The organism is Acetobacter vaccinii (genome assembly GCF_008365315.1).
Taxonomy (GTDB): Bacteria; Pseudomonadota; Alphaproteobacteria; order Acetobacterales; family Acetobacteraceae; genus Acetobacter; species Acetobacter vaccinii.
In genome coordinates this window covers 120,847-141,890 of the sequence record NZ_CP043506.1, presented here as the reverse complement: position 1 = coordinate 141,890, position 21,044 = coordinate 120,847, and the positions used below count along the sequence as shown (strand labels likewise).

The window sequence follows — 21,044 nt, the reverse complement described above, 5'->3', positions numbered from 1 at the left end:
CAAGGGAGAGGCCAGCCACGTTGTGCTGGCCCTCCGTTTCCCTTTGGGGGCTTCGGCACATGAATGAACTCATGAAAATTCTTGGCCAGACTGGCCAGGCGATGACCTTCGACCAGATCAAGATCCAGCTTGCATCGCCCGAGCAGATCCGTTCCTGGTCTTATGGTGAAATCAAGAAGCCCGAGACCATCAACTACCGTACGTTCAAGCCGGAGCGTGACGGGCTGTTCTGCGCGCGCATTTTTGGCCCGATCAAGGACTACGAATGTCTGTGCGGCAAATACAAGCGGATGAAGTTCCGCGGTATTATCTGCGAAAAATGCGGCGTTGAAGTCACGCTGGCCAAGGTCCGCCGTGAGCGCATGGGCCATATCCAGCTTGCCAGCCCGGTTGCCCATATCTGGTTCCTGAAGTCGCTGCCAAGCCGTATCGGCCTGATGGTCGATCTGACGCTCAAGGATCTGGAAAAGGTTCTCTACTTCGAAAGCTATCTGGTTCTCGAGCCCGGCACGTCGCCGCTGAAGCAGTATTCCCTGCTGACCGAGGAACAGTATCTCGACGCCATGGACGAATATGGTGACGAAGGTGTTGAAGTCGGGATTGGCGCGGAAGCCATCAAGAAGGTTCTGGAGCGCATTGATTGCGACGCCGAAAAGGTGGAACTGCGCCAGGAACTGAAGGAAACCACGTCCGAAGCCCGCCGCAAGAAGCTCGTCAAGCGCCTGAAGCTGATTGAAGCGTTTGCAGAAAGCGGCTGCCGCCCGGAATGGATGATTCTGGACATGGTGCCGGTCATTCCGCCGGAACTGCGTCCGCTGGTGCCGCTGGACGGTGGCCGTTTTGCTACGTCCGACCTGAACGACCTTTACCGTCGTGTTATCAACCGTAACAACCGTCTGAAGCGGCTGATCGAACTGCGTGCGCCCGATATTATCGTGCGTAACGAAAAGCGCATGCTGCAGGAAGCCGTTGACGCATTGTTCGACAACGGTCGCCGCGGTCGTGCCATTACGGGTGCCAACAAGCGTCCGCTGAAGTCCCTGTCCGACATGCTCAAGGGCAAGCAGGGTCGCTTCCGTCAGAACCTGCTTGGTAAGCGCGTTGACTATTCCGGCCGTTCTGTGATCGTCGTCGGGCCTGAGCTGAAACTGCACCAGTGCGGCCTGCCCAAGAAGATGGCGCTGGAACTGTTCAAGCCCTTCATCTACGCCAAGTTGGAAAAATACGGCCACGCCACCACCATTAAAGCTGCCAAGCGGATGGTGGAAAAGGAACGTCCCGAAGTGTGGGATATCCTCGAAGAGGTTATCCGCGAGCATCCGGTTCTGCTGAACCGCGCTCCTACACTGCACCGTCTGGGTATTCAGGCCTTTGAACCCGTGCTGGTTGAAGGCAAGGCCATTCAGCTTCACCCGCTCGTCTGCACCGCCTTCAACGCGGACTTCGACGGTGACCAGATGGCCGTGCACGTGCCGCTGAGCCTTGAGGCCCAGCTTGAAGCACGCGTGCTGATGATGTCGACCAACAACATCCTCAGCCCTGCAAACGGCAAGCCGATTATTGTGCCGTCTCAGGATATCGTGCTCGGGCTGTATTACCTCAGCCTCGAAACGCCTGAGTTCAAGGTCACGCCGGACAAGAGCGAATACGATGCCCAGACCGGCGCGCTGCTGCGCGAAGGGGCGACGGCATTCGGTTCGATCAACGAAGTCGAATACGCGCTCAGCGCTGGTGGCCTGAAGCTGCATGACAAAATCCGTGCCCGCTTCGAGCATGTTGCAGCTGATGGCTCACGTGTGTTCGAAACCACGGTGACCACGCCCGGCCGCGTTCTGATTGCTCAGATTCTTCCCAAGCATCAGGCTGTGCCGTTCTCGCTCATTAACCGCCAGCTGACTAAAAAAGCTGTGTCGGACGTGATCGACACGGTCTACCGCCACTGCGGTCAGAAAGAAGCGGTCATTTTCTGTGACCGTCTGATGGCTCTGGGTTTCCGCCACGCGGCCAAGGCAGGCATTTCCTTCGGCAAGGATGACATGATCATCCCGGCAGAAAAGAAGGAACTGGTTGATCGCACCGCGACCGAGGTAAAGGAATTCGAACAGCAGTATCAGGATGGTCTGATCACGGCTGGTGAACGCTACAACAAGGTGGTTGATGCCTGGTCGCGCTGCACGGACGAAGTCCAGGCCGCGATGACCAAGGAAATTTCCCGTCAGGAAATTGGCAAGCCCATCAACTCCGTGTGGATGATGAGCCACTCTGGGGCCCGTGGGTCGCCGGCACAGATGAAGCAGCTTGCCGGTATGCGCGGTCTTATGGCCAAGCCGTCGGGTGAAATTATTGAGCAGCCGATTATCGCCAACTTTAAAGAAGGCCTGTCGGTTCTCGACTACTTCACCTCCACCCACGGTGCGCGTAAGGGGCTGGCGGATACCGCGCTGAAGACAGCGAACTCCGGTTATCTGACACGCCGTCTGGTGGACGTGGCGCAGGACAGCATCATCATCGAAGAAGACTGCGGTAGCGAACGCGGTCTGACAGTTCGCGCCGTCATGGATGGTGGTGAGGTTGTTGCGTCTCTGTCCGAGCGGATTCTGGGCCGTACGGCGGCCACGGACATTGTCGATCCGGCAACGGGTACAGTGCTGGTGGCGCGTAACTCCCTCATTGAGGAAGCAGACGCCGAACGCATTGAGAAGTCGGGCGTTGAAACCGTTCACATCCGTTCGGTTCTGACCTGCGATAGCCGGGTTGGTGTCTGCGGGAGCTGCTACGGGCGTGACCTGGCGCGCGGCACCCCGGTCAACATTGGTGAGGCTGTGGGCGTTATTGCTGCTCAGTCCATTGGTGAGCCGGGCACACAGCTGACCATGCGTACCTTCCATATCGGTGGTGCGGCCCAGCGTGGTGCCGAGCAGTCGATGATCGAAGCCTCGCGCGATGGCAAGGTGGTTATCCGCAACCGCAACGTTGTGCAGAACAGCCAGAACGTCCTGATCGTCATGGCCCGTAACTGCGAAATTCTGCTGACAGACGAAAACGGTGTCGAGAAGGTGCGTTACCGTGTGCCTTACGGTGCCCGCTTGCTGGCAGTGGATGGCACAACTGTCGCCCGTGGCCAGAAGCTGGCTGAGTGGGATCCCTACACCCTGCCGATCATCACCGAGAAGGCCGGTAAGGTTGAGTATCTTGACCTCATCGACTCCATCACGCTCGTCGAGCGTATGGACGAGGTGACAGGCCTGACTGCCAAGGTGGTGGTGGACTATAAGCAGGCAGGCAAGGGTGTTGACCTGCGGCCGCGCTTGCAGCTCAAGGATGCCAATGGCGAGGTCGTCAAGCTCGATAACGGGTCTGACGCACGTTACTTCCTGTCGCCTGAAACCCTGCTTTCAGTTGAAAACGGGTCCGAGGTTAACGCGGGTGACGTGCTTGCCCGTCTGCCGCGTGAAGGCTCCAAGACGCGTGACATTACCGGCGGTCTGCCACGTGTGGCTGAACTGTTTGAAGCACGGCGGCCCAAGGACCATGCCATCATTGCCGAGATGGAAGGTCGGGTTGAGTTCGGTAAGGACTACAAGTCCAAGCGCCGTATTGTCGTGAAGAACGATGAGAGCGGAGAAGAGCAGGAATATCTGATCCCCAAGGGCAAGCATATTTCTGTTCAGGAAGGGGACTTTGTCGAAAAGGGCGATCCCCTGGTCGACGGTCCGCGCGTGCCGCATGACATTCTGAAGGTGATGGGGGTTGAGGCACTGTCCGACTACCTCATCAACGAAATTCAGGATGTGTATCGTCTGCAGGGCGTGAAAATCAACGACAAGCACATTGAGGTGATTGTCCGGCAGATGCTCCAGAAGGTCGAAATTCTGGAGCCTGGCGATACAACCTACCTGATTGGCGAAACCGTTGATCGCATTGAGTTCGAGGTTGAAAATACCAAGTGCCTGAATGCGGGTGAACGCCCCGCCCTGGCCATGCCGGTGCTACAGGGTATCACCAAGGCTTCGCTGCAGACGCAGTCCTTCATCTCTGCGGCCTCTTTCCAGGAGACCACACGTGTGCTGACTGAGGCCGCAACAGCGGGCAAGGTGGACAGGCTCATGGGGCTGAAGGAGAACGTGATTGTCGGCCGTCTGATCCCCGCAGGGACAGGCAGCGTGATGAAGCGCCTGCGTGCCATTGCGGCGGACCAGGACCGTCAGCGTGTTGGACGTTCTGCCGCCGAGTAACACCGGCGACCAGACAGTGTTATCCACAGGAAAAGGCCGGAAAAACTCCGGCCTTTTTTTGTGCCTGTGGATTACCCCCGGGAGAATCGCAAGGCAAAGCTTGACTTCTGAAGGGGGGAGGGTTAGGAAACGGCCCTCAGCTTTTATCATCCTTGGGATGGAAAAAGCGCTCAGGTTTTTCTGTATGAGTTTCCAGCATGCGGCGCGCTTCCGGTGGAAGTAAGGCCGGATGTCAATATAGCCTCATGCTGGCATTTGCCGTATGGGATTTTTTAATGAAAGTCGGCAGTCAGAAACAGACTGGCCGACCGAACTGTGTAAGGATCGGGAAAGGCGCATGCCGACCATCAACCAGCTCATTGCCAAGGGGCGTAAGCCTGCAGTCAAGCGCAATAAAGTGCCCGCACTGCAGGGTTGCCCCCAGAAGCGCGGGGTCTGCACCCGTGTTTATACGACGACACCGAAGAAGCCGAACTCCGCACTGCGTAAAGTTGCCAAGGTGCGTCTGACCAACGGCTATGAGGTGGTGAGCTATATTCCAGGTGAAGGCCACAACCTTCAGGAACATAGCGTTGTGCTTATCCGCGGCGGTCGCGTAAAGGACTTGCCGGGTGTTCGTTATCACATCCTTCGTGGTGTTCTCGATACGCAGGGTATCGCCAAGCGGCGCCAGCGTCGTTCGCTCTATGGCGCCAAGCGTCCGAAGTAAGAGGAAGTCCAGGTATGAGTCGCCGTCATCGCGCTGTAAAGCGCGAGATCCTTCCCGATCCGAAGTTCGGAGACATCGTTGTCACGCGTTTCATGAATGCGCTGATGTTCGATGGCAAGAAGTCCACCGCCGAAAAGATCGTGTATGGCGCGCTTGACGCCATGGCACGTCGCAACGGTGCAGCGTCCGATCCGGTCGCGTTGTTCCACAACGCTCTGGATAACGTAAAGCCTGCTGTTGAAGTTCGTTCCCGCCGTGTTGGTGGTGCGACCTACCAGGTGCCCGTTGAAGTGCGTTCCGACCGCCGTCAGGCTCTGGCAATCCGCTGGCTGATCGATGCAGCCCGCAAGCGTGGTGAAAACACCATGCAGGATCGCCTGTCGAACGAACTGCTTGATGCCGTCAACAACCGTGGCGCGGCAGTCAAGAAGCGCGAAGACACGCACCGTATGGCCGAAGCCAACAAGGCATTCAGCCACTACCGCTGGTAACTACGTGAAAGTTCAGCTTTCCCCCTTGCGAGGTGGTGAGCGGGCTTATAACAACTGCATCCCGAATATTTTGGGGTATGGAGTAAACAATGGCTAAGGCTAAATTTGAGCGGACAAAACCGCACTGCAATATCGGCACCATTGGTCACGTTGACCATGGTAAGACCTCTCTGACGGCAGCTATCACCAAGACGCTGGCGAAGAAGGGTGGCGCTGAGTTCAAGGCGTACGACCAGATCGACGCTGCTCCTGAAGAACGCGCTCGCGGCATCACCATTTCCACCGCTCACGTGGAATATGAAACCGACAAGCGTCACTACGCCCACGTCGACTGCCCCGGACACGCTGACTATGTGAAGAACATGATCACCGGTGCCGCGCAGATGGACGGCGCGATCCTGGTTGTGTCCGCAGCTGATGGCCCGATGCCCCAGACGCGTGAGCACATCCTGCTCGCCCGTCAGGTCGGTGTGCCTGCTCTGGTCGTCTTCCTGAACAAGGTTGACCAGGTTGATGATCCGGAACTGCTTGAGCTGGTTGAAATGGAAGTTCGTGAACTTCTGTCTTCCTACCAGTTCCCCGGCGACGATGTGCCGATCATCAAGGGCTCCGCTCTGGTGACCCTCGAAGACGGCGACGCAGAAATCGGTGAAAACCGCGTTCTGGACCTGATGGATGCGGTTGACTCCTACATTCCGCAGCCCGAGCGTCCGGTTGATCGTCCGTTCCTGATGCCGATCGAAGACGTGTTCTCCATCTCTGGCCGCGGCACCGTCGTGACCGGTCGTGTGGAGCGTGGTGTGATCAACGTGGGTGACGAAGTTGAAATCGTCGGCCTGAAAGACACCACCAAGACCACCGTTACCGGCGTTGAAATGTTCCGCAAGCTGCTTGATCGCGGTGAAGCTGGCGACAACATCGGCGCTCTGGTGCGTGGCACGAAGCGTGAAGACGTTGAGCGCGGTCAGGTTCTGGCCAAGCCCGGCTCCATCACGCCGCACAAGAAGTTCAAGGCTGAAGCCTACATCCTGACGAAGGAAGAAGGTGGCCGTCATACGCCGTTCTTCACCAACTATCGTCCGCAGTTCTACTTCCGTACGACGGACGTGACGGGTGTTGTGCATCTGCCGGAAGGCACCGAAATGGTGATGCCGGGTGACAACTGCGCTATGGATGTCGAGCTGATTGCTCCGATCGCCATGGACGAAGGTCTGCGCTTCGCTATCCGCGAAGGCGGCCGTACGGTTGGCGCAGGCGTTGTTGCTACCATTATCGAGTAATCGATAAGGGAACTAGAGCCTGAGTAGCCCCGGCCGGCTCCACCGGCCGGGGTCTTACTTGGCGGCCGGGTTTCCCGGACAAGTTAAGTGTTGGACTAAGAAACAAATGGACAACCAGAACATCCGCATTCGCCTGAAGGCTTACGACCACCGTGTGCTCGACAACAGCACGAAGGAAATCGTAAACACGGCGAAGCGTACGGGTGCGCGGGTTCGGGGTCCTATCCCGCTGCCGACGCATATTGAACGGTTTACGGTTAACCGTTCGCCTCACGTAGACAAGAAGAGCCGCGAGCAGTTCGAAATTCGGACTCATCGGCGTCTGCTTGATATTGTTGAGCCCACTCCGCAGACCGTGGACGCTCTCATGAAGCTCGACCTCGCCGCTGGCGTGGATGTCGAGATCAAACTCTAAGGTCCAGACGATGCGCACCGGATTGATCGCAAAGAAGTTGGGCATGTCCCGACTGTTCAAGGAAGATGGCACGCATGTGCCTGTCACTGTCCTGCATCTTGATGAAGTGCAGGTGGTTGATGTCCGCACCCAGGAGCGGGACGGCTATGTCGCTGTTCAGCTGGGTCTGGGCAACGCCAAGGTGAAGAATGTCACAAAGCCCAATCGCGGCCATTTTGCCCGTGTGAAGGTTGAACCCAAGAAGGTGGTTCGTGAATTCCGTGTAGCCGATGACGCTACGCTGGAAGTCGGAGCCAGCTTGTCTGCGTCCCACTTTGTCGTTGGCCAGAAGGTTGACGTCACGGGTCTCAGCAAGGGTAAGGGATTTGCTGGCGCCATGAAGCGCTGGAATTTTGCCGGTCTTGAAGCCACGCATGGTGTGTCCATTTCGCACCGTTCGCATGGTTCGACCGGTAACCGCCAGGATCCCGGTAAGACCTTCAAAAACAAGAAAATGGCTGGTCACCTGGGCGATGAGCGCGTGACCACCTTGAATCTGGAAATCGCAGCGGTCGATCCGGAAAAGAATATCATCATGGTTCGTGGCTCCGTCCCCGGGGCAAAGAACGGTGTTGTTCTCATTCGTGACGCGATCAAGAAAGCCCGCCATGGTGACGCGCCTTATCCGGCCGGCCTTGTGACGGCGGAGGGCTGAGATCATGGAAATCGAAATCAAGACACTTGATAACGGCACGGCTGGCTCCGCCACTCTGCCCGATGACATTTTTGCGGTTGCACCGCGTGCCGACATCATGGCGCGTGTTGTTCACTGGCAGTTGGCCAAGCGCCGCGCCGGTACGCACAAGGTCAAGGGCATGGGTGAAGTGTCCGGCACGACCAAGAAGCCGTACCGTCAGAAAGGCACCGGCAGCGCCCGTCAGGGCTCTCTGCGTGCGCCGCAGTACCGCACCGGTGGCGCTGTTCATGGTCCGGTCGTTCGTGATCATGGCTATGACCTGCCCAAGAAGGTGCGTCGTCTGGGTCTGATCTCCGCCCTGTCGCAGAAGGCGCAGGATGGCAAGCTGATCGTTCTGGAGTCCGCTTCTGGCGTGACGAAGACGACCGAGCTGGCCAAGAAGCTGAAAGACCTCGGGCTGGTGTCCGCTCTGATCGTTGACGGTGCCGTTGATGAAGGCTTTGTGCGTGCTGCACGCAACCTGCCGCGCATCGACGTCCTGCCGACCATTGGCGCGAACGTGTATGATATTCTCAACCACGAGGTGCTTGCGATTACGCGGGCTGGCCTCGAAGGGCTGAAGGAGCGCCTGGCATGACCAACATTCTTGCCATTCGCCGGAAAGCTCAGCGTCTGTCGCGGGAAGCACTGTACGACATCGTTCGTACGCCCGTGATCACTGAAAAGGCGACTGCGCTTTCTGAAAAGAATCAGGTTGTGTTCAAGGTTGCTCTGTCGGCCAGCAAGCCTGAGATCAAGGTTGCGGTGGAAACGCTGTTCGGGGTGAAGGTTGTTGGTGTCAACACCCTGATCCAGAAGGGCAAGGTCAAGCGCTTCAAGGGGCGCACGGGCCAGCGTTCCGACGTGAAAAAGGCGTTCGTGCAGCTTGCTGAAGGTCAGTCAATCGACCTTACGGCAAAGCTGGCGTGATCAGGGGTAGAAACTGATGGCACTGAAGCACTTTAATCCTGTCACGCCCAGCCTGCGTGGTACGGTTCTGATTGACCGCGCGGACCTCTGGAAGGGCAAGCCGGTCAAGCAGTTGACTGAAGGCAAGAACAAGACAGGTGGTCGCAACAACAACGGGCGGATTACATCCCGCTTCCGTGGGGGCGGGCACAAGCAGTCTTATCGTTATGTCGATTTCAAGCGTCGCAAGTTTGATGTCGCCGGCACGGTTGAACGTCTGGAATATGACCCCAACCGCACCGCTTTCATCGCGCTGGTGAAGTATGAGGACGGCGAACTCGCCTACATCCTCGCTCCGCAGCGTCTGAAGGTTGGTGACACGGTCATTTCCGGTGCCCGTGCGGACATCAAGCCTGGCAATGCCATGCCTCTGGCAGCAATCCCTGTTGGCACGATCGTGCACAACATCGAGCTGAAGCAGGGTGCTGGTGGCAAGCTGGCGCGTTCGGCTGGCACATATGCCCAGCTGGTCGGCAAGGATTCTGGCTACGCCCAGATCAAGCTGCAGTCCGGTGAACTGCGCGTTGTGCGCGGCGAATGCATGGCAACTGTTGGTGCGGTTTCAAACCCGGACAACATGAACCAGCACATGGGTAAGGCCGGGCGTTCGCGCTGGCTGGGCCGTCGTCCGCATAACCGCGGCGTGGTCATGAACCCGGTCGATCACCCGCATGGTGGTGGTGAAGGTCGTACCTCTGGTGGCCGTCATCCGGTTACACCGTGGGGCAAGCCGACCAAAGGTTACAAAACTCGGGTCAACAAGCGGACGGACAGTCTGATTATCCGTCGCCGGAAGACCGGCAAGTAAGGGGCAATAGAAGATGGCACGTTCCGTCTGGAAAGGTCCGTTCGTCGACGGGTATCTGCTGAACAAAGCTGAAGTATCCCGCGCATCGGGCCGAAACGAAGTGATCAAGATCTGGTCCCGTCGTTCCACGATTCTTCCTCAGTTCGTGGGACTGACGTTCGGTGTTTATAACGGTCAGAAGTTCCTGCCTGTGCAGGTTACGGAGAACATGGTTGGCCATAAGTTTGGCGAATTCTCTCCGACCCGTACATTCCACGGGCATGGTGCTGACAAGAAGTCTAAGCGGGGCTAAGAGCACAGATGAGCAAGCCGAAGCATCCGCGCACGCTCGCGGAAACAGAAGCGCAAGCTGTCACGCGTAACATCCGGGTTAGCCCCCGCAAGCTTAACCTTGTGGCTGGCCTGATTCGTAACAAGCCTGCAGCCCAGGCTATTGCGACGCTGACATTCTCCAAGCGCCGTATCGCCCAGCAGGTGAAGAAGACGCTGGAAAGCGCGATCGCCAACGCTGAAAACAATCACCAGCTGGACGTTGACCAGCTGGTGGTCAAGACGGCCGAAGTGGGCAAGTCCATTGTCATGCGTCGCTTCCATGCGCGTGGCCGTGGTCGTTCCGCACGGATCGAAAAGTTTTTCAGTCACCTGAAGATTGTTGTGGCCGAACGGGCGGTAGAGCCTGAAGCGGCCCCCTCTGAGCAGAAGGCGGCCTGAGGTATGGGACATAAAGTCAATCCGATCGGGCTGCGGCTCGGTATCAACCGCACCTGGGATAGCCGCTGGTACGCTGGCGCTGACTATTCCCGCCTTCTGCATGAAGACCTGAAGCTGCGTGCGTTCCTGCGCCGCAAGCTGGCTGGTGCGGGTGTTTCCCGCGTTGTGATCGAACGCCCGGCCAAAAAGCCGCGCGTGACGATCTACGCGGCTCGCCCGGGTGTTGTGATCGGTAAGAAGGGTCAGGACATTGACGCGCTGCGTAAGGAGCTGACCCGTATGGCCGGCACCGAAGTTGCGCTCAACATCGTTGAAATCCGCAAGCCGGAAATCGACGCGACTCTGGTTGCCGAAAACATCGCCCAGCAGCTGGAACGCCGTGTGGCTTTCCGTCGTGCCATGAAGCGTGCGGTGCAGTCCGCCATGCGTCTTGGTGCCCAGGGTATCCGGATCAACTGCTCCGGTCGTCTTGGTGGTGCGGAAATCGCTCGTATCGAGTGGTACCGTGAAGGCCGCGTGCCTCTTCACACGCTGCGCGCCGATATCGATTACGGCACAGCAACTGCAATGACCACCTATGGTGCATGCGGTGTGAAGGTCTGGATCTTCAAGGGCGAAATTCTTGCCCATGATCCGTTGGCTCAGGATCGCCGGGCGGCCGAACAGGCTCCTCAGCGCTGAGGAGAGGGATAAAAGACAATGCTTTCCCCGAAGCGGACAAAATTCCGTAAAGCTCACAAAGGCCGGATTCACGGCCTTGCAAAAAGTGGTACCACTCTGAACTTTGGTACCTTTGGCCTCAAGGCGCTTCAGCCCGAGCGTATCACCGCACGGCAGATCGAAGCATCCCGTCGGGCTATCACGCGTGCTATGAAACGTGCCGGTCGGGTGTGGATTCGTATCTTCCCTGATATTCCGGTCTCGACAAAGCCCGCAGAAGTGCGTATGGGCTCCGGTAAAGGTTCTCCCGAATACTGGGTGGCCCGTGTGAAGCCTGGTCGCATCCTGTTCGAGATCGAAGGTGTGCCGCCGGAGCTGGCGCGTGAAGCGCTTGCTCTTGGTGCGGCAAAGCTGCCGATCAAGACCAAGTTTGTAACCCGAATTGGAGATGCGTGAGATGGCAAAGGCGGTTAAGCCGGCTGATTTGCGCGCAAAGACCCCAGACGAGCTTCAGGCTCGTCTGGTTGAACTGAAGCGTGAACAGCTCAACCTGCGTTTTCAGCAGGCGACGGGCCAGAACGAAGCGCAGAGCCGTATCCGTACGGTTCGCCGTGAAATTGCGCGTATCAAGACAATTGTCGCGCAGAATACTAAGACAGCAGCAGGTGCAACAACATCTGCCGCCACTGCCTGAGGAGAGTTAGCCGATGCCAAGGCGCGTCCTGAGCGGGCGTGTGACCAGCGACAAGATGGACAAGACCATTACGGTTCTTGTTGATCGTCGCGTCATGCATCCGCTCTACAAGAAGTTCATCCGTCGCTCCAAGAAATACGCGGCGCACGATGAGGAAAACATCTGCAAGGTGGGTGACACCGTGCGGATTGTCGAATGCCCGCCTATTTCGCGGCGCAAGACGTGGACCGTGATTTCCCGCAACGGCGAGACCGTGGGCGTGGAAGCTGGCGCGTCGGTCTAACGTAAGGATATCTAGGTTATGATCCATCCCGAGACCAACCTTGACGTCGCTGACAATTCCGGCGCGCGTCAGGTGCAGTGCATCAAGGTGCTGGGCGGTTCCAAGAGGAAGTCCGCCTCGGTCGGCGACGTGATCGTCGTGTCCGTCAAGGAAGCCATCCCCCGTGGGAAGGTGAAGAAGGGCGACGTTCACCAGGCTGTTATCGTGCGGACATCGTACCCCGTCCGTCGGCCTGATGGAAGCGCCATCCGTTTCGACCGGAACGCGGCGGTGCTGATCAACAAGCAGCAGGAGCCGATTGGTACCCGTATCTTCGGGCCGGTTGTGCGCGAACTGCGTGCCAAAAAGTTCATGAAGATCATCTCTCTGGCACCGGAGGTGCTGTAATGGCTGCCCGTATTAAAAAAGGCGATACGGTTCTCGTCATCAGCGGTTCCTCCAAGGGTACCCAGGGGGAAGTTCTGGAAGTTCGTCCTTCCGAGAACCGTGCGGTTGTTCGTGGTGTTGCAGTGGCCAAGCGCCACCAGCGCGCCCGTCGTATGGGGGAAGAAGGCGGGATCATCGCTCGTGAAGCGCCCGTTCATCTTTCCAATCTGAAGCTGGTGGATCCGGCCTCCAAGAAGCCGACTCGCGTTGGTTTCCGGGTGCTGGAAGACGGCAGGAAAGTCCGTGTCGCCAAGGCGACAGGTGAAGTGATTGAAGGCTGAGAAACCACCAATGACTGCGAACAACGGAAGCCGTTCTCTCCCGCGCCTTCAGCAGCGCTACGAGGACGAACTGCGTGCCAAACTGAAAGAACAGTTTGGTTACAGCAATGAAATGCAGGTGCCCAAGCTTGAAAAGATCGTCCTGAATATGGGCGTCGGCGAAGCTGCGGGTGACCAGAAGAAGCTTGATGCTGCTTTTGCTGAAATGACGCTGATTGCAGGCCAGAAGCCTGTCAAGACGCTGGCTAAGAAGGCAATTGCGGGCTTCAAGATTCGTGAAGGCCTGCCGATTGGCTGCAAAGTGACCCTGCGTCGGGCAAGGATGTACGAATTCCTTGACCGCCTGGTGACCATTGCCATGCCCCGTATCCGTGACTTCCGTGGCCTGCCGGCTACGAAGGGTTTCGATGGCCGTGGCAACTTTGCCCTCGGTCTGAAGGAACAGATTGTTTTCCCTGAAATCGATTACGACAAAGTGGACGATGTCCGCGGTATGGATGTCGTGTTCGTGACCAGCGCGAAAACGGATGCGGAAGCCAAGGCTCTGCTTAAGGCGTTTGATCTTCCCTTCGCGGGATGATACAGGCGGGCTCTATTGTCTGATCTTGGAAAACCGTCGAAGGTTTTCGAAGGGTTCCGGAGGTAATGTTATATGGCTAAAACATCTGCCATCCTGCGTAATGCGAAACGCGCGCGCATGGCGGCACGGGATAAAGAGAAGCGTACAGCTCTCAAGAACATCGTGATGGATCGCTCTCTGCCCGTGGAAGATCGGTTTGATGCGTCCCTGAAGCTGGCTGAACTGCCCCGCAACAGCTCGCGCGTGCGCGTGCGTCTGCGGTGCAAGCTCACGGGTCGTTCTCGCGGTAACTACCGCAAGTTCGAACTGTGTCGTGTCGCTTTCCGTGATCTGGCGTCTACAGGCCAGATTCCGGGAGTGGTCAAAGCTAGCTGGTAAGGGCGCGACATGTCTCTTTCTGATCCGTTGGGTGATATGCTCACCCGTATTCGCAACGCTCAGCGTGCGCGTCATAACTCCTGCGTTGCACCGGCTTCCAGCCTGCGTGCAAACGTTCTGGAGGCGCTGCAGCGCGAGGGTTACATCCGTGGTTACAAGCGCGAAGAAGTGCGCAAGGGTGTCGCCCAGCTGCATATCGAGCTGAAATATGCTGAAGGTGAACCGGTGATCCGGGAAATCCAGCGTGTTTCCCGCCCGGGCCGCCGCGTTTATTCTAAAATCAAGGAACTGCCGCGCGTGTGCGCCGGGCTGGGTGTTTCCATCCTGTCCACGCCTCGTGGTGTGCTGTCCGACGTAGAGGCACGGGCCGCCAATGTTGGCGGCGAAGTCCTCTGCCGCGTGTTCTGAGGAGGGATACATGTCACGTGTAGGCAAATATCCCGTCGAAGTGCCGGCGGGGGTTACCGTTTCCATTACGGACGGCGTGTTCCGTGCCAAAGGGAAGCTGGGCGAGCTTTCTCTGCCTATTTCTTCCCATGTTGCGGCAGAAGTGCAGGACAGCAAGGTTGTTGTGCAGCCGGTTGGCACCGCCAGCCAGGCACGCATGATGTGGGGCACCACCCGTGCGCTGATCGCATCTGCGGTTAAGGGTGTTTCCGAAGGGTTCTCCAAGACCCTGGAAATTACCGGCACTGGTTATCGTGCAGCGGTGCAGGGTTCCAACCTTGTGCTGAACCTCGGCTTTTCTCACGACGTGGTTTATCCGATTCCTGCGGGGATCAAGATCACCACGCCGCGTCCGACCGCTGTCGTCGTGGAAGGTATCGACAAGCAGCAGGTTGGGCAGGTGGCGCTGGACATCCGTAACTACCGCAAGCCGGAACCCTACAAGGGCAAGGGCGTGCGTTATGATACGGAAACCATTCGTCGCAAGGAAGGCAAGAAGAAATGAGCACTCAGCAGGAACTGCGGAACCGGCGGCGTGCGCGCCTTCGTTTCCAGCTTCGCCGCAAGGCTGGTGGCCGTCCTCGTTTGTCGGTTTTCCGGTCTGGCAAGAACATTTATGCTCAGGTCATTGACGATGCACAGGGTCTGACCCTTGCCTCGGCATCGACTCTGGATAAAGAGCTGCGCGCGACCCTTAAAAACGGTGCGACCCAGGATAGTGCTGGCGCTGTTGGCAAGCTGATTGCCGAGCGCGCTGTCGCTGCTGGTGTCTCTCTGGTCGTTTTCGACAGGGGGTCTTATCTTTATCACGGGCGTGTCAAGGCCCTGGCGGAGGCGGCCCGTGAGGGCGGTCTCTCCTTCTGAGGAAAGGATCACGCAATGGCTCGTGAACCAAGAGAAGGCGGTCGAGGCGGCCGTGAGCGTGAGCGCGAAGCTGATGAGCTCGTAGACAAGCTCGTCACAATCAATCGCGTTGCGAAGGTTGTGAAGGGTGGTCGGCGCTTTGCTTTTGCCGCTCTGGTTGTTGTTGGTGACCAGAAGGGTCGCGTCGGTTATGGTGCTGGTAAGGCCCGTGAAGTTCCGGAAGCAATCCGGAAGGCCACGGAACGCGCCAAGCGCAGCATGATCCGCGTCCCGATGAAGGAAGGCCGTACCCTGCATCACGATGTGGCTGGCCACTTCGGGGCAGGTAAGGTTGTCCTGCGCTCGGCAGAAGCCGGGACCGGGATCATCGCTGGTGGCCCGATGCGCGCTGTTTTCGAAAGCCTTGGGATCAACGACGTGGTGGCCAAGTCCCTCGGGACACGTAACCCCCACAACATGGTCAAGGCCACGTTTGACGCCCTGACGCGCTGCGCCAGCCCCCGCGCTGTTGCCAGCCGTCGTGGCAAGAAGGTTGCAGAAATCTTCGGCAAGCGTGATCAGGCTGTGGAGGGCGCTGATGTCTGAGAAAAAGACATTCAAGGTCGTTCAGATCGCTTCTGGCAACGGGCGTAAGCCTGGCCAGAAGGAAACCCTGGTCGGACTCGGTCTGAACAAGATCGGTCGGGAAAAGGTTCTGGAAGATACGCCGTCCACACGGGGTATGGTCCGCAAGGTGGCCCACCTGGTGAAGGTGGAGGATTGAAATGAAACTGAACGAACTTCGTGATAACGAAGGCTCGCGCTATCGCAAGAAGCGTCTCGGGCGCGGCATCGGCTCCGGCAAGGGCAAGACCTCCGGTAAGGGTGTCAAGGGTCAGAAGGCACGTGAAGGCGTGTCGCTGAACGGTTTTGAAGGTGGTCAGCTGCCTATCTACCGTCGTCTGCCCAAGCGTGGTTTCAAGAACATCTTTCGCAAGGTGTATGCTCCTGTAAACCTTGGTGCTGTTGAACAGGCAATTGCTGACGGCAAGCTGGAAGCTTCGGCTCCGGTGACGGAAGCAGCGCTGAAGCAAGCTGGGCTGGTTGGTTCTGGCAAGTATGCGGGCGTCCGTATCCTTGCTGAGGGCGAACTGACAAAGAGCGTAACGTTCGAAGTTTCTGGCGTTTCCGCTTCTGCCCGCGTCGCCATTGAAAAGGTCGGGGGCAGTATCAAGCTGCTCGGGCCGGTTGTGGCGGAAGCTAGCGCTTCCTGAGCATGAGATGGGGGGAGGCAGTACACTGTGCTGTTTTCCCCCTTTCATGGTCTGCAGAACTGCTGTCTGGGATTTTTTCAGACTATCATGCCAGCGTCTCCACACCCTGTGGTGACGCTGTTTGTATGAAAGGGTGAATGTATGGCTTCCGCGGCCGAACAACTGGCTGCCAATTTCAATGTGGGGTCGTTCGCAAAGGCGACGGAACTCAAGAAGCGGATCTGGTTTACCCTGGGTGCGCTTATTGTCTATCGGCTTGGCACCTATATTCCCGTGCCGGGAGTGGACGCCACAGTGATGGGGCAGCTGCTTGCGCAGCATCAGGGCGGCATTCTGGGCATGTTCAACATGTTCTCCGGTGGTGCGCTGGGGCGCATGACTGTCTTTGCCCTGAACATCATGCCGTATATTTCGGCGTCGATCATCGTCCAGCTTATGTCCACCGCGCTGCCCTCTCTTGAGGCCCTCAAGAAGGAAGGTGAGCAGGGGCGTAAGAAGCTCAACCAGTACACACGCTATCTGACAGTGCTGATTGCGGTTTTTCAGGCTTACGGCATCGCCCTGGGGCTGGAGAATGTGCAAAGTGGTGCCGCTGTTGTTGATCCTGGACCGCTGTTTCTGGTCACCTGTGTGACTGCCCTTGTGGGTGGCACCATGTTCCTGATGTGGCTGGGGGAGCAGATAACCTCGCGCGGTGTTGGCAATGGTATCTCACTGATCATCTTTGCCGGTATTGTCGCCAATCTGCCCCATGCTTTGGCCAGTCTCTTCCAGCTGGGGTACACAGGGGCGTTGTCGCCGATCTTTGTGCTCCTGTTTCTGGTGCTGGCTGCGCTGACAATCATGTTCATCGTGTTCATGGAGCAGGCTCAGAGGCGCGTGGTGATCCAGTATCCCAAGCGTCAGATGGGGCAGCGTATGTTTGGTGGTGACACGACGCATATGCCGCTGAAGGTGAATACCGCGGGTGTTATTCCGCCGATTTTCGCCTCGTCTGTGCTGTTGATCCCCGTGACGCTGGCTGGCCTGATGAATGGCAAGTCGCTTCCTGGCTGGCTTTCTTTCCTTGGGGAAGAGCTGGGGCAGGGGCAACCGCTCTATATGCTGTTCTACGCGTTGATGATTGTCTTCTTCTCGTATTTCTACGCGGCAGTCAGCTTCAACCCCATGGAAACGGCAGATAACCTGCGCAAGCAGGGTGGGTTTATTCCCACTGTTCGGCCCGGTGCTGCTACAGCCGCCTACTTTGACAAGATCCTGACGCGCCTGACCACTATTGGCGCGGCCTACATGGTTGCAGTCTGCCTTCTGCCGCAGATACTGATCAGTCATTATAATGTGCCATTCTACTTTGGCGGCACCAGTCTGATCATTATCGTGTCAGTGACGATCGATACGGTGACCCAGATACAGTCACACCTGGTGGCCCACCAGTATCAGGGCCTGATGCGCAAGACACGTGGCGGCAAGAAACAGAGGATTGTCAGACGATGAACATTATCTTTCTTGGCCCACCTGGGGCAGGCAAGGGGACTCAGTCCGTGTTTCTGGAAAAGAAATACGGCATGATCCAGATCTCGACAGGGGACATGCTACGGGCGGAAGTGGCACGTGGCTCCGATGTCGGGAAGCAGGCTAAGGCTCTGATGGACTCTGGCAAGCTTGTGCCGGATGATCTGATCATTGCCATGCTCAAGGACCGTATTGCCCAGCCGGATTGCCAGAACGGGTTTATCCTTGATGGCTTCCCCCGGACTGAAGCTCAGGCAGAAGCGCTTGAGCGGATGCTGGAGGCTGATGGCAAGAGCATTGATGCGGTGCTGTTCCTGAATGTTGATGAAGACATTCTGGCCGATCGCATTGCGGGCCGCTTTACCTGTGCGAACTGTGGCAAGACCTACAACGAGGTCTCCAACCCACCCAAGGCTGCGGGTGTGTGCGATGCCTGTGGAAGCCATGAGTTCAAGCGTCGGGCTGATGACAACCGTGATACGGTTGTTGAACGCCTGAAGGAATACCGCAGGCTGACTGCGCCGATTCTGCCGTTCTATGAAAAGTCCGGTCGTTTGCATGCCATCAACGGCATGTTGCCGACCTCTGATGTCACAGCAGAAATTGAAGCAGCCCTTGGGGAAACGAAAGACCTCACGAAGAAGTGATCAGTTTTCGTTGACTTGTGCCGGTGGCCAGTATATTTCGCGGCCACCAAGTGAAATTTGCCCAGGCATGGGCTACAGAGCCGTTCGCCATTATGGTGGGCGTACAGGAGTATAAAGCGTGGCACGTATTGCCGGCGTGAATGTCCCGACAAACAAGCGCGTTGTTATCGGGCTTCAGTACATTTATGGGGTTGGCGCAACCCGCGCGGCTGAAATCTGCAAGGCTACGGGCATCGCGGAAGCGAAGCGCGTGAACGAGCTGAGCGACGATGAAATCCAGAAGCTGCGTGAACTGATCGACAGTGATTACCGCGTTGAAGGTGATCTGCGCCGTGAAGTGGCAATGAACATCAAGCGCCTGATGGACCTGGGTTGCTACCGTGGCCTGCGCCACCGTCGTGGCCTGCCGGTGCGTGGTCAGCGGACCCACACCAACGCCCGTACCCGTAAGGGTAAGGCCGTGGCGATCGCTGGCAAGAAGAAAGCCACGCGTTAATCCAATACTCGCTAAAATGCCCGGCCTGTGCACACACAGGGATCGGGCAGGGACTGAGGTAGAAAAGACATGGCGAAAGCCGCAACACCGCGTATTCGCAAAAAAGAGCGCAAGAACATTATTTCGGGCGTGGCACATGTGCTTTCCACGTTCAACAACACCATGATCACCATCTCGGATGCCCAGGGGAATGCTATTTCCTGGTCTTCCGCTGGTGCTCAGGGCTTCAAGGGATCGCGGAAGTCAACGCCGTACGCGGCGCAGGTTGCGGCGGAAGACGCTGGTCGCAAGGCGCGTGAACATGGCATGGAAACCCTCGAAATCGAGGTTTCCGGTCCTGGTTCGGGGCGTGAAAGCGCACTGCGTGCCCTGCAGGCCGTGGGTTTCACGATCACCTCTATCCGTGATATGACACCTGTCCCGCACAACGGCTGCCGCCCGCGCAAGCGTCGGCGCGTCTGAACGCTGTTCGGGAAGCGGTTTCCCCGCCGGAAACCGCTTTTAGGTTGTTGTGTCCACTTCAGAAAAATCACTGTATCGCAGTGGTTTTTCGTATTGAAAGGCCGGTCCATTGGTCCTTCAGAAAAACTGGCAATCGCTGATCAAGCCGGAAAAGCTTGAGGTCGAGTCAGGTGTCGAGCCAGCGCGCATCGCAACCGTGGTGGCCGAGCCTCTTGAGCGTGGCTTTGGCATGACGCTGGGGAATGCGCTGCGGCGGGTGCTGCTGTCTTCCCTCCAGGGTGCTGCTGTCACGGCGGTTCAGATTGACGGCGTCCTGCATGAGTTTTCGTCTGTTGCTGGCGTGCGGGAAGATGTCACTGACATTGTCCTGAACATCAAGCAGCTGGCACTGCGCATGCATGGCGAAGGGCCAAAGCGTATGGTGCTGACGGCAACCGGCCCCGGTGAGGTCCGCGCCAGTCAGATCCAGACCGGGCACGATATCGAGATCATGAATCCTGATCTTGTTATCTGCACACTGGATGACGGCGTACGCCTGGGCATGGAATTCATTGTCAATACGGGCAAGGGCTACGTGCCTGCTCTGGCCAACCGGCCGGAAGATGCCCCCATTGGCCTGATTCCGATTGACGCCATCTACGCTCCGGTCAAGCGCGTGTCCTACAAGGTCGAGCCGACCCGTGTTGGCCAGGTGACCGACTATGACAAGCTGCTGCTGACGGTCGAGACCAACGGCGCTGTAACCCCGGAAGATGCAGTGGCTCTGGCCGCCCGCATCCTGCAGGACCAGCTCCAGCTGTTCATCAACTTTGATGAGCCGCGTCCGGTCCAGGCTGATGAGCCGGAAGATGACCTGCCGTTCAACCGCAATCTGCTGCGTAAGGTGGATGAGCTTGAATTGTCTGTTCGTAGTGCAAACTGCCTGAAGAACGACAATATCATCTACATCGGGGATCTGGTTCAGAAGAGTGAGCAGGAAATGCTGCGCACGCCGAACTTTGGCCGTAAGTCCCTTAATGAGATCAAGGAAGTCCTGACCTCCATGGGTCTGTCCTTGGGTATGAATGTCCCGGCTTGGCCGCCGGAAAATATTGAAGAGTTGGCCAAGCGGCTTGATGAGCCGTTCTGAGCTGACTTTTCACTGAACTAGGAACTGAACCATGCGTCACCGCATTGCCGGCAGAAAGCTCGGCGTTACCTCTTCTCATCGTGCTGCCATGTTCCGCAACATGGCTGTTGCCCTCATCAAGCACGAGCAGATCACCACCACCCTGCCCAAGGCGAAGGAACTGCGCCCGGTTGTGGAAAAGCTGATCACGCTCGGCAAGCGTGGTGACCTGCACGCCCGCCGTCAGGCTTTTGCCGTGCTGCGTGACGACGTGATTGTCCGCAAGCTGTTCTCGGCTGTGGCAGAGCGTTACAAGGCCCGTAACGGTGGTTACACCCGCGTCCTGCGTGCTGGCGTGCGCTACGGTGATGCAGCATCCATGGCTGTCATCGAGCTGGTTGACCGCGATGTCAGCGCCAAGGGCCAGGACAGCGGCCCCCGTCCGGAAGTTGAAGCCTCTCAGGATCTCGCGGCCTAAGGGTTTCCTTCTGTCGGATTTGAAAAAGCTGGCTCTTGCAAAAGAGCCAGCTTTTTTTATGTCCGCAGAAAAGTCGGTCTTAAGCTGGTTGGGTCTATGTCAGCACAGGAGGGTTTTCCCTCAAGCATGGGAGAGCGTGCGG

The 21,044-nt window shown here is 57.7% G+C and carries 31 protein-coding genes; all 31 read left to right on the top strand.

Going from position 1 to position 21,044, the window contains the following annotated elements:
- Positions 1 to 59: 59 nt before the first annotated feature.
- The 31 genes from rpoC (at position 60) to rplQ (ending at position 20,902) form a co-directional block, all read left to right on the top strand.
- Entirely contained in the window at positions 60 to 4,235 is a 4,176-nt protein-coding gene (rpoC, locus tag FLP30_RS00635; protein ID WP_149277883.1) for a DNA-directed RNA polymerase subunit beta', read from the top strand.
- 337 nt (positions 4,236 to 4,572) lie between these two features.
- Positions 4,573 to 4,944: a 30S ribosomal protein S12 gene (gene rpsL / locus FLP30_RS00630; protein ID WP_003622698.1), complete on the top strand. Its 372-nt coding sequence runs from the start codon at positions 4,573 to 4,575 to the stop codon at positions 4,942 to 4,944.
- A gap of 14 nt (positions 4,945 to 4,958) precedes the next feature.
- The gene (gene rpsG, locus FLP30_RS00625; RefSeq protein WP_149277882.1) at positions 4,959 to 5,435 is read left to right on the top strand and encodes a 30S ribosomal protein S7; all 477 of its coding nucleotides are present in this window, start codon (positions 4,959 to 4,961) and stop codon (positions 5,433 to 5,435) included.
- Positions 5,436 to 5,524: 89 nt separating this feature from the next.
- Positions 5,525 to 6,715 carry an elongation factor Tu gene (gene tuf, locus FLP30_RS00620; protein ID WP_149277881.1) on the top strand — a complete coding sequence of 397 codons (1,191 nt, stop codon included), beginning with the start codon at positions 5,525 to 5,527 and terminating at the stop codon, positions 6,713 to 6,715.
- Positions 6,716 to 6,821: 106 nt separating this feature from the next.
- Positions 6,822 to 7,130 (top strand): 30S ribosomal protein S10, encoded by a 309-nt coding sequence (rpsJ, locus tag FLP30_RS00615; protein WP_007282720.1) that lies wholly within the window; start codon positions 6,822 to 6,824, stop codon positions 7,128 to 7,130.
- 10 nt (positions 7,131 to 7,140) lie between these two features.
- The gene (rplC, locus tag FLP30_RS00610; RefSeq protein WP_149277880.1) at positions 7,141 to 7,824 is read left to right on the top strand and encodes a 50S ribosomal protein L3; all 684 of its coding nucleotides are present in this window, start codon (positions 7,141 to 7,143) and stop codon (positions 7,822 to 7,824) included.
- 4 nt (positions 7,825 to 7,828) lie between these two features.
- Positions 7,829 to 8,443, top strand: a complete 615-nt coding sequence (gene rplD / locus FLP30_RS00605; protein WP_149277879.1) for a 50S ribosomal protein L4 — start codon at positions 7,829 to 7,831, stop codon at positions 8,441 to 8,443.
- 35 nt (positions 8,444 to 8,478) lie between these two features.
- Positions 8,479 to 8,775 (top strand): 50S ribosomal protein L23, encoded by a 297-nt coding sequence (locus tag FLP30_RS00600; RefSeq protein WP_210419326.1) that lies wholly within the window; start codon positions 8,479 to 8,481, stop codon positions 8,773 to 8,775.
- 16 nt (positions 8,776 to 8,791) lie between these two features.
- Positions 8,792 to 9,622, top strand: a complete 831-nt coding sequence (gene rplB / locus FLP30_RS00595; protein WP_149277877.1) for a 50S ribosomal protein L2 — start codon at positions 8,792 to 8,794, stop codon at positions 9,620 to 9,622.
- A 13-nt stretch (positions 9,623 to 9,635) separates the two neighbouring features.
- Positions 9,636 to 9,914, top strand: coding sequence for a 30S ribosomal protein S19 (rpsS, locus tag FLP30_RS00590; protein ID WP_012812769.1), 279 nt, complete (start codon positions 9,636 to 9,638; stop codon positions 9,912 to 9,914).
- A gap of 8 nt (positions 9,915 to 9,922) precedes the next feature.
- Entirely contained in the window at positions 9,923 to 10,333 is a 411-nt protein-coding gene (gene rplV, locus FLP30_RS00585; protein WP_149277876.1) for a 50S ribosomal protein L22, read from the top strand.
- Positions 10,334 to 10,336: 3 nt separating this feature from the next.
- Complete coding sequence (rpsC, locus tag FLP30_RS00580; RefSeq protein ID WP_149277875.1) at positions 10,337 to 11,014, top strand: 30S ribosomal protein S3; 678 nt, start codon at positions 10,337 to 10,339, stop codon at positions 11,012 to 11,014.
- Between the two features lie 18 nt (positions 11,015 to 11,032).
- Positions 11,033 to 11,449: a 50S ribosomal protein L16 gene (gene rplP / locus FLP30_RS00575; RefSeq protein WP_048852983.1), complete on the top strand. Its 417-nt coding sequence runs from the start codon at positions 11,033 to 11,035 to the stop codon at positions 11,447 to 11,449.
- Position 11,450: 1 nt separating this feature from the next.
- The gene (gene rpmC, locus FLP30_RS00570) at positions 11,451 to 11,687 is read left to right on the top strand and encodes a 50S ribosomal protein L29 (RefSeq protein ID WP_149280133.1); all 237 of its coding nucleotides are present in this window, start codon (positions 11,451 to 11,453) and stop codon (positions 11,685 to 11,687) included.
- 13 nt (positions 11,688 to 11,700) lie between these two features.
- The gene (rpsQ, locus tag FLP30_RS00565) at positions 11,701 to 11,970 is read left to right on the top strand and encodes a 30S ribosomal protein S17 (protein ID WP_149277874.1); all 270 of its coding nucleotides are present in this window, start codon (positions 11,701 to 11,703) and stop codon (positions 11,968 to 11,970) included.
- An 18-nt stretch (positions 11,971 to 11,988) separates the two neighbouring features.
- Positions 11,989 to 12,357, top strand: coding sequence for a 50S ribosomal protein L14 (gene rplN, locus FLP30_RS00560; protein ID WP_025826951.1), 369 nt, complete (start codon positions 11,989 to 11,991; stop codon positions 12,355 to 12,357).
- A complete protein-coding gene (gene rplX, locus FLP30_RS00555; RefSeq protein ID WP_149277873.1) occupies positions 12,357 to 12,677 on the top strand; it encodes a 50S ribosomal protein L24 in 321 nt (106 codons plus the stop codon). Before rplN ends, rplX begins: the two co-directional genes overlap by 1 nt.
- A 10-nt stretch (positions 12,678 to 12,687) precedes the next feature.
- Complete coding sequence (gene rplE / locus FLP30_RS00550) at positions 12,688 to 13,257, top strand: 50S ribosomal protein L5 (RefSeq protein WP_149277872.1); 570 nt, start codon at positions 12,688 to 12,690, stop codon at positions 13,255 to 13,257.
- A gap of 72 nt (positions 13,258 to 13,329) precedes the next feature.
- A complete protein-coding gene (gene rpsN / locus FLP30_RS00545; protein WP_149277871.1) occupies positions 13,330 to 13,635 on the top strand; it encodes a 30S ribosomal protein S14 in 306 nt (101 codons plus the stop codon).
- Positions 13,636 to 13,644: 9 nt separating this feature from the next.
- On the top strand, positions 13,645 to 14,043 hold the full coding sequence (gene rpsH / locus FLP30_RS00540) for a 30S ribosomal protein S8 (RefSeq protein WP_149277870.1): 399 nt from the start codon (positions 13,645 to 13,647) through the stop codon (positions 14,041 to 14,043).
- Positions 14,044 to 14,053: 10 nt separating this feature from the next.
- Positions 14,054 to 14,587, top strand: coding sequence for a 50S ribosomal protein L6 (gene rplF, locus FLP30_RS00535; RefSeq protein ID WP_149277869.1), 534 nt, complete (start codon positions 14,054 to 14,056; stop codon positions 14,585 to 14,587).
- A complete protein-coding gene (gene rplR, locus FLP30_RS00530; protein WP_149277868.1) occupies positions 14,584 to 14,946 on the top strand; it encodes a 50S ribosomal protein L18 in 363 nt (120 codons plus the stop codon). Before rplF ends, rplR begins: the two co-directional genes overlap by 4 nt.
- A 15-nt stretch (positions 14,947 to 14,961) precedes the next feature.
- On the top strand, positions 14,962 to 15,531 hold the full coding sequence (rpsE, locus tag FLP30_RS00525) for a 30S ribosomal protein S5 (protein WP_149277867.1): 570 nt from the start codon (positions 14,962 to 14,964) through the stop codon (positions 15,529 to 15,531).
- Complete coding sequence (gene rpmD / locus FLP30_RS00520; protein WP_149277866.1) at positions 15,524 to 15,709, top strand: 50S ribosomal protein L30; 186 nt, start codon at positions 15,524 to 15,526, stop codon at positions 15,707 to 15,709. Before rpsE ends, rpmD begins: the two co-directional genes overlap by 8 nt.
- A gap of 1 nt (position 15,710) precedes the next feature.
- Complete coding sequence (rplO, locus tag FLP30_RS00515; protein WP_149277865.1) at positions 15,711 to 16,199, top strand: 50S ribosomal protein L15; 489 nt, start codon at positions 15,711 to 15,713, stop codon at positions 16,197 to 16,199.
- Positions 16,200 to 16,340: 141 nt separating this feature from the next.
- Entirely contained in the window at positions 16,341 to 17,693 is a 1,353-nt protein-coding gene (secY, locus tag FLP30_RS00510) for a preprotein translocase subunit SecY (RefSeq protein ID WP_149277864.1), read from the top strand.
- Positions 17,690 to 18,358 carry an adenylate kinase gene (locus tag FLP30_RS00505; RefSeq protein ID WP_149277863.1) on the top strand — a complete coding sequence of 223 codons (669 nt, stop codon included), beginning with the start codon at positions 17,690 to 17,692 and terminating at the stop codon, positions 18,356 to 18,358. The genes secY and FLP30_RS00505 overlap by 4 nt, the downstream gene beginning before the upstream one ends.
- 118 nt (positions 18,359 to 18,476) lie before the next feature.
- Positions 18,477 to 18,854, top strand: a complete 378-nt coding sequence (rpsM, locus tag FLP30_RS00500) for a 30S ribosomal protein S13 (protein WP_149277862.1) — start codon at positions 18,477 to 18,479, stop codon at positions 18,852 to 18,854.
- Between the two features lie 69 nt (positions 18,855 to 18,923).
- The gene (gene rpsK / locus FLP30_RS00495) at positions 18,924 to 19,316 is read left to right on the top strand and encodes a 30S ribosomal protein S11 (protein ID WP_003622750.1); all 393 of its coding nucleotides are present in this window, start codon (positions 18,924 to 18,926) and stop codon (positions 19,314 to 19,316) included.
- Between the two features lie 109 nt (positions 19,317 to 19,425).
- Positions 19,426 to 20,445 carry a DNA-directed RNA polymerase subunit alpha gene (locus FLP30_RS00490; RefSeq protein ID WP_149277861.1) on the top strand — a complete coding sequence of 340 codons (1,020 nt, stop codon included), beginning with the start codon at positions 19,426 to 19,428 and terminating at the stop codon, positions 20,443 to 20,445.
- A 31-nt stretch (positions 20,446 to 20,476) separates the two neighbouring features.
- The gene (gene rplQ / locus FLP30_RS00485; protein WP_149277860.1) at positions 20,477 to 20,902 is read left to right on the top strand and encodes a 50S ribosomal protein L17; all 426 of its coding nucleotides are present in this window, start codon (positions 20,477 to 20,479) and stop codon (positions 20,900 to 20,902) included.
- Positions 20,903 to 21,044 lie beyond the last annotated feature (142 nt).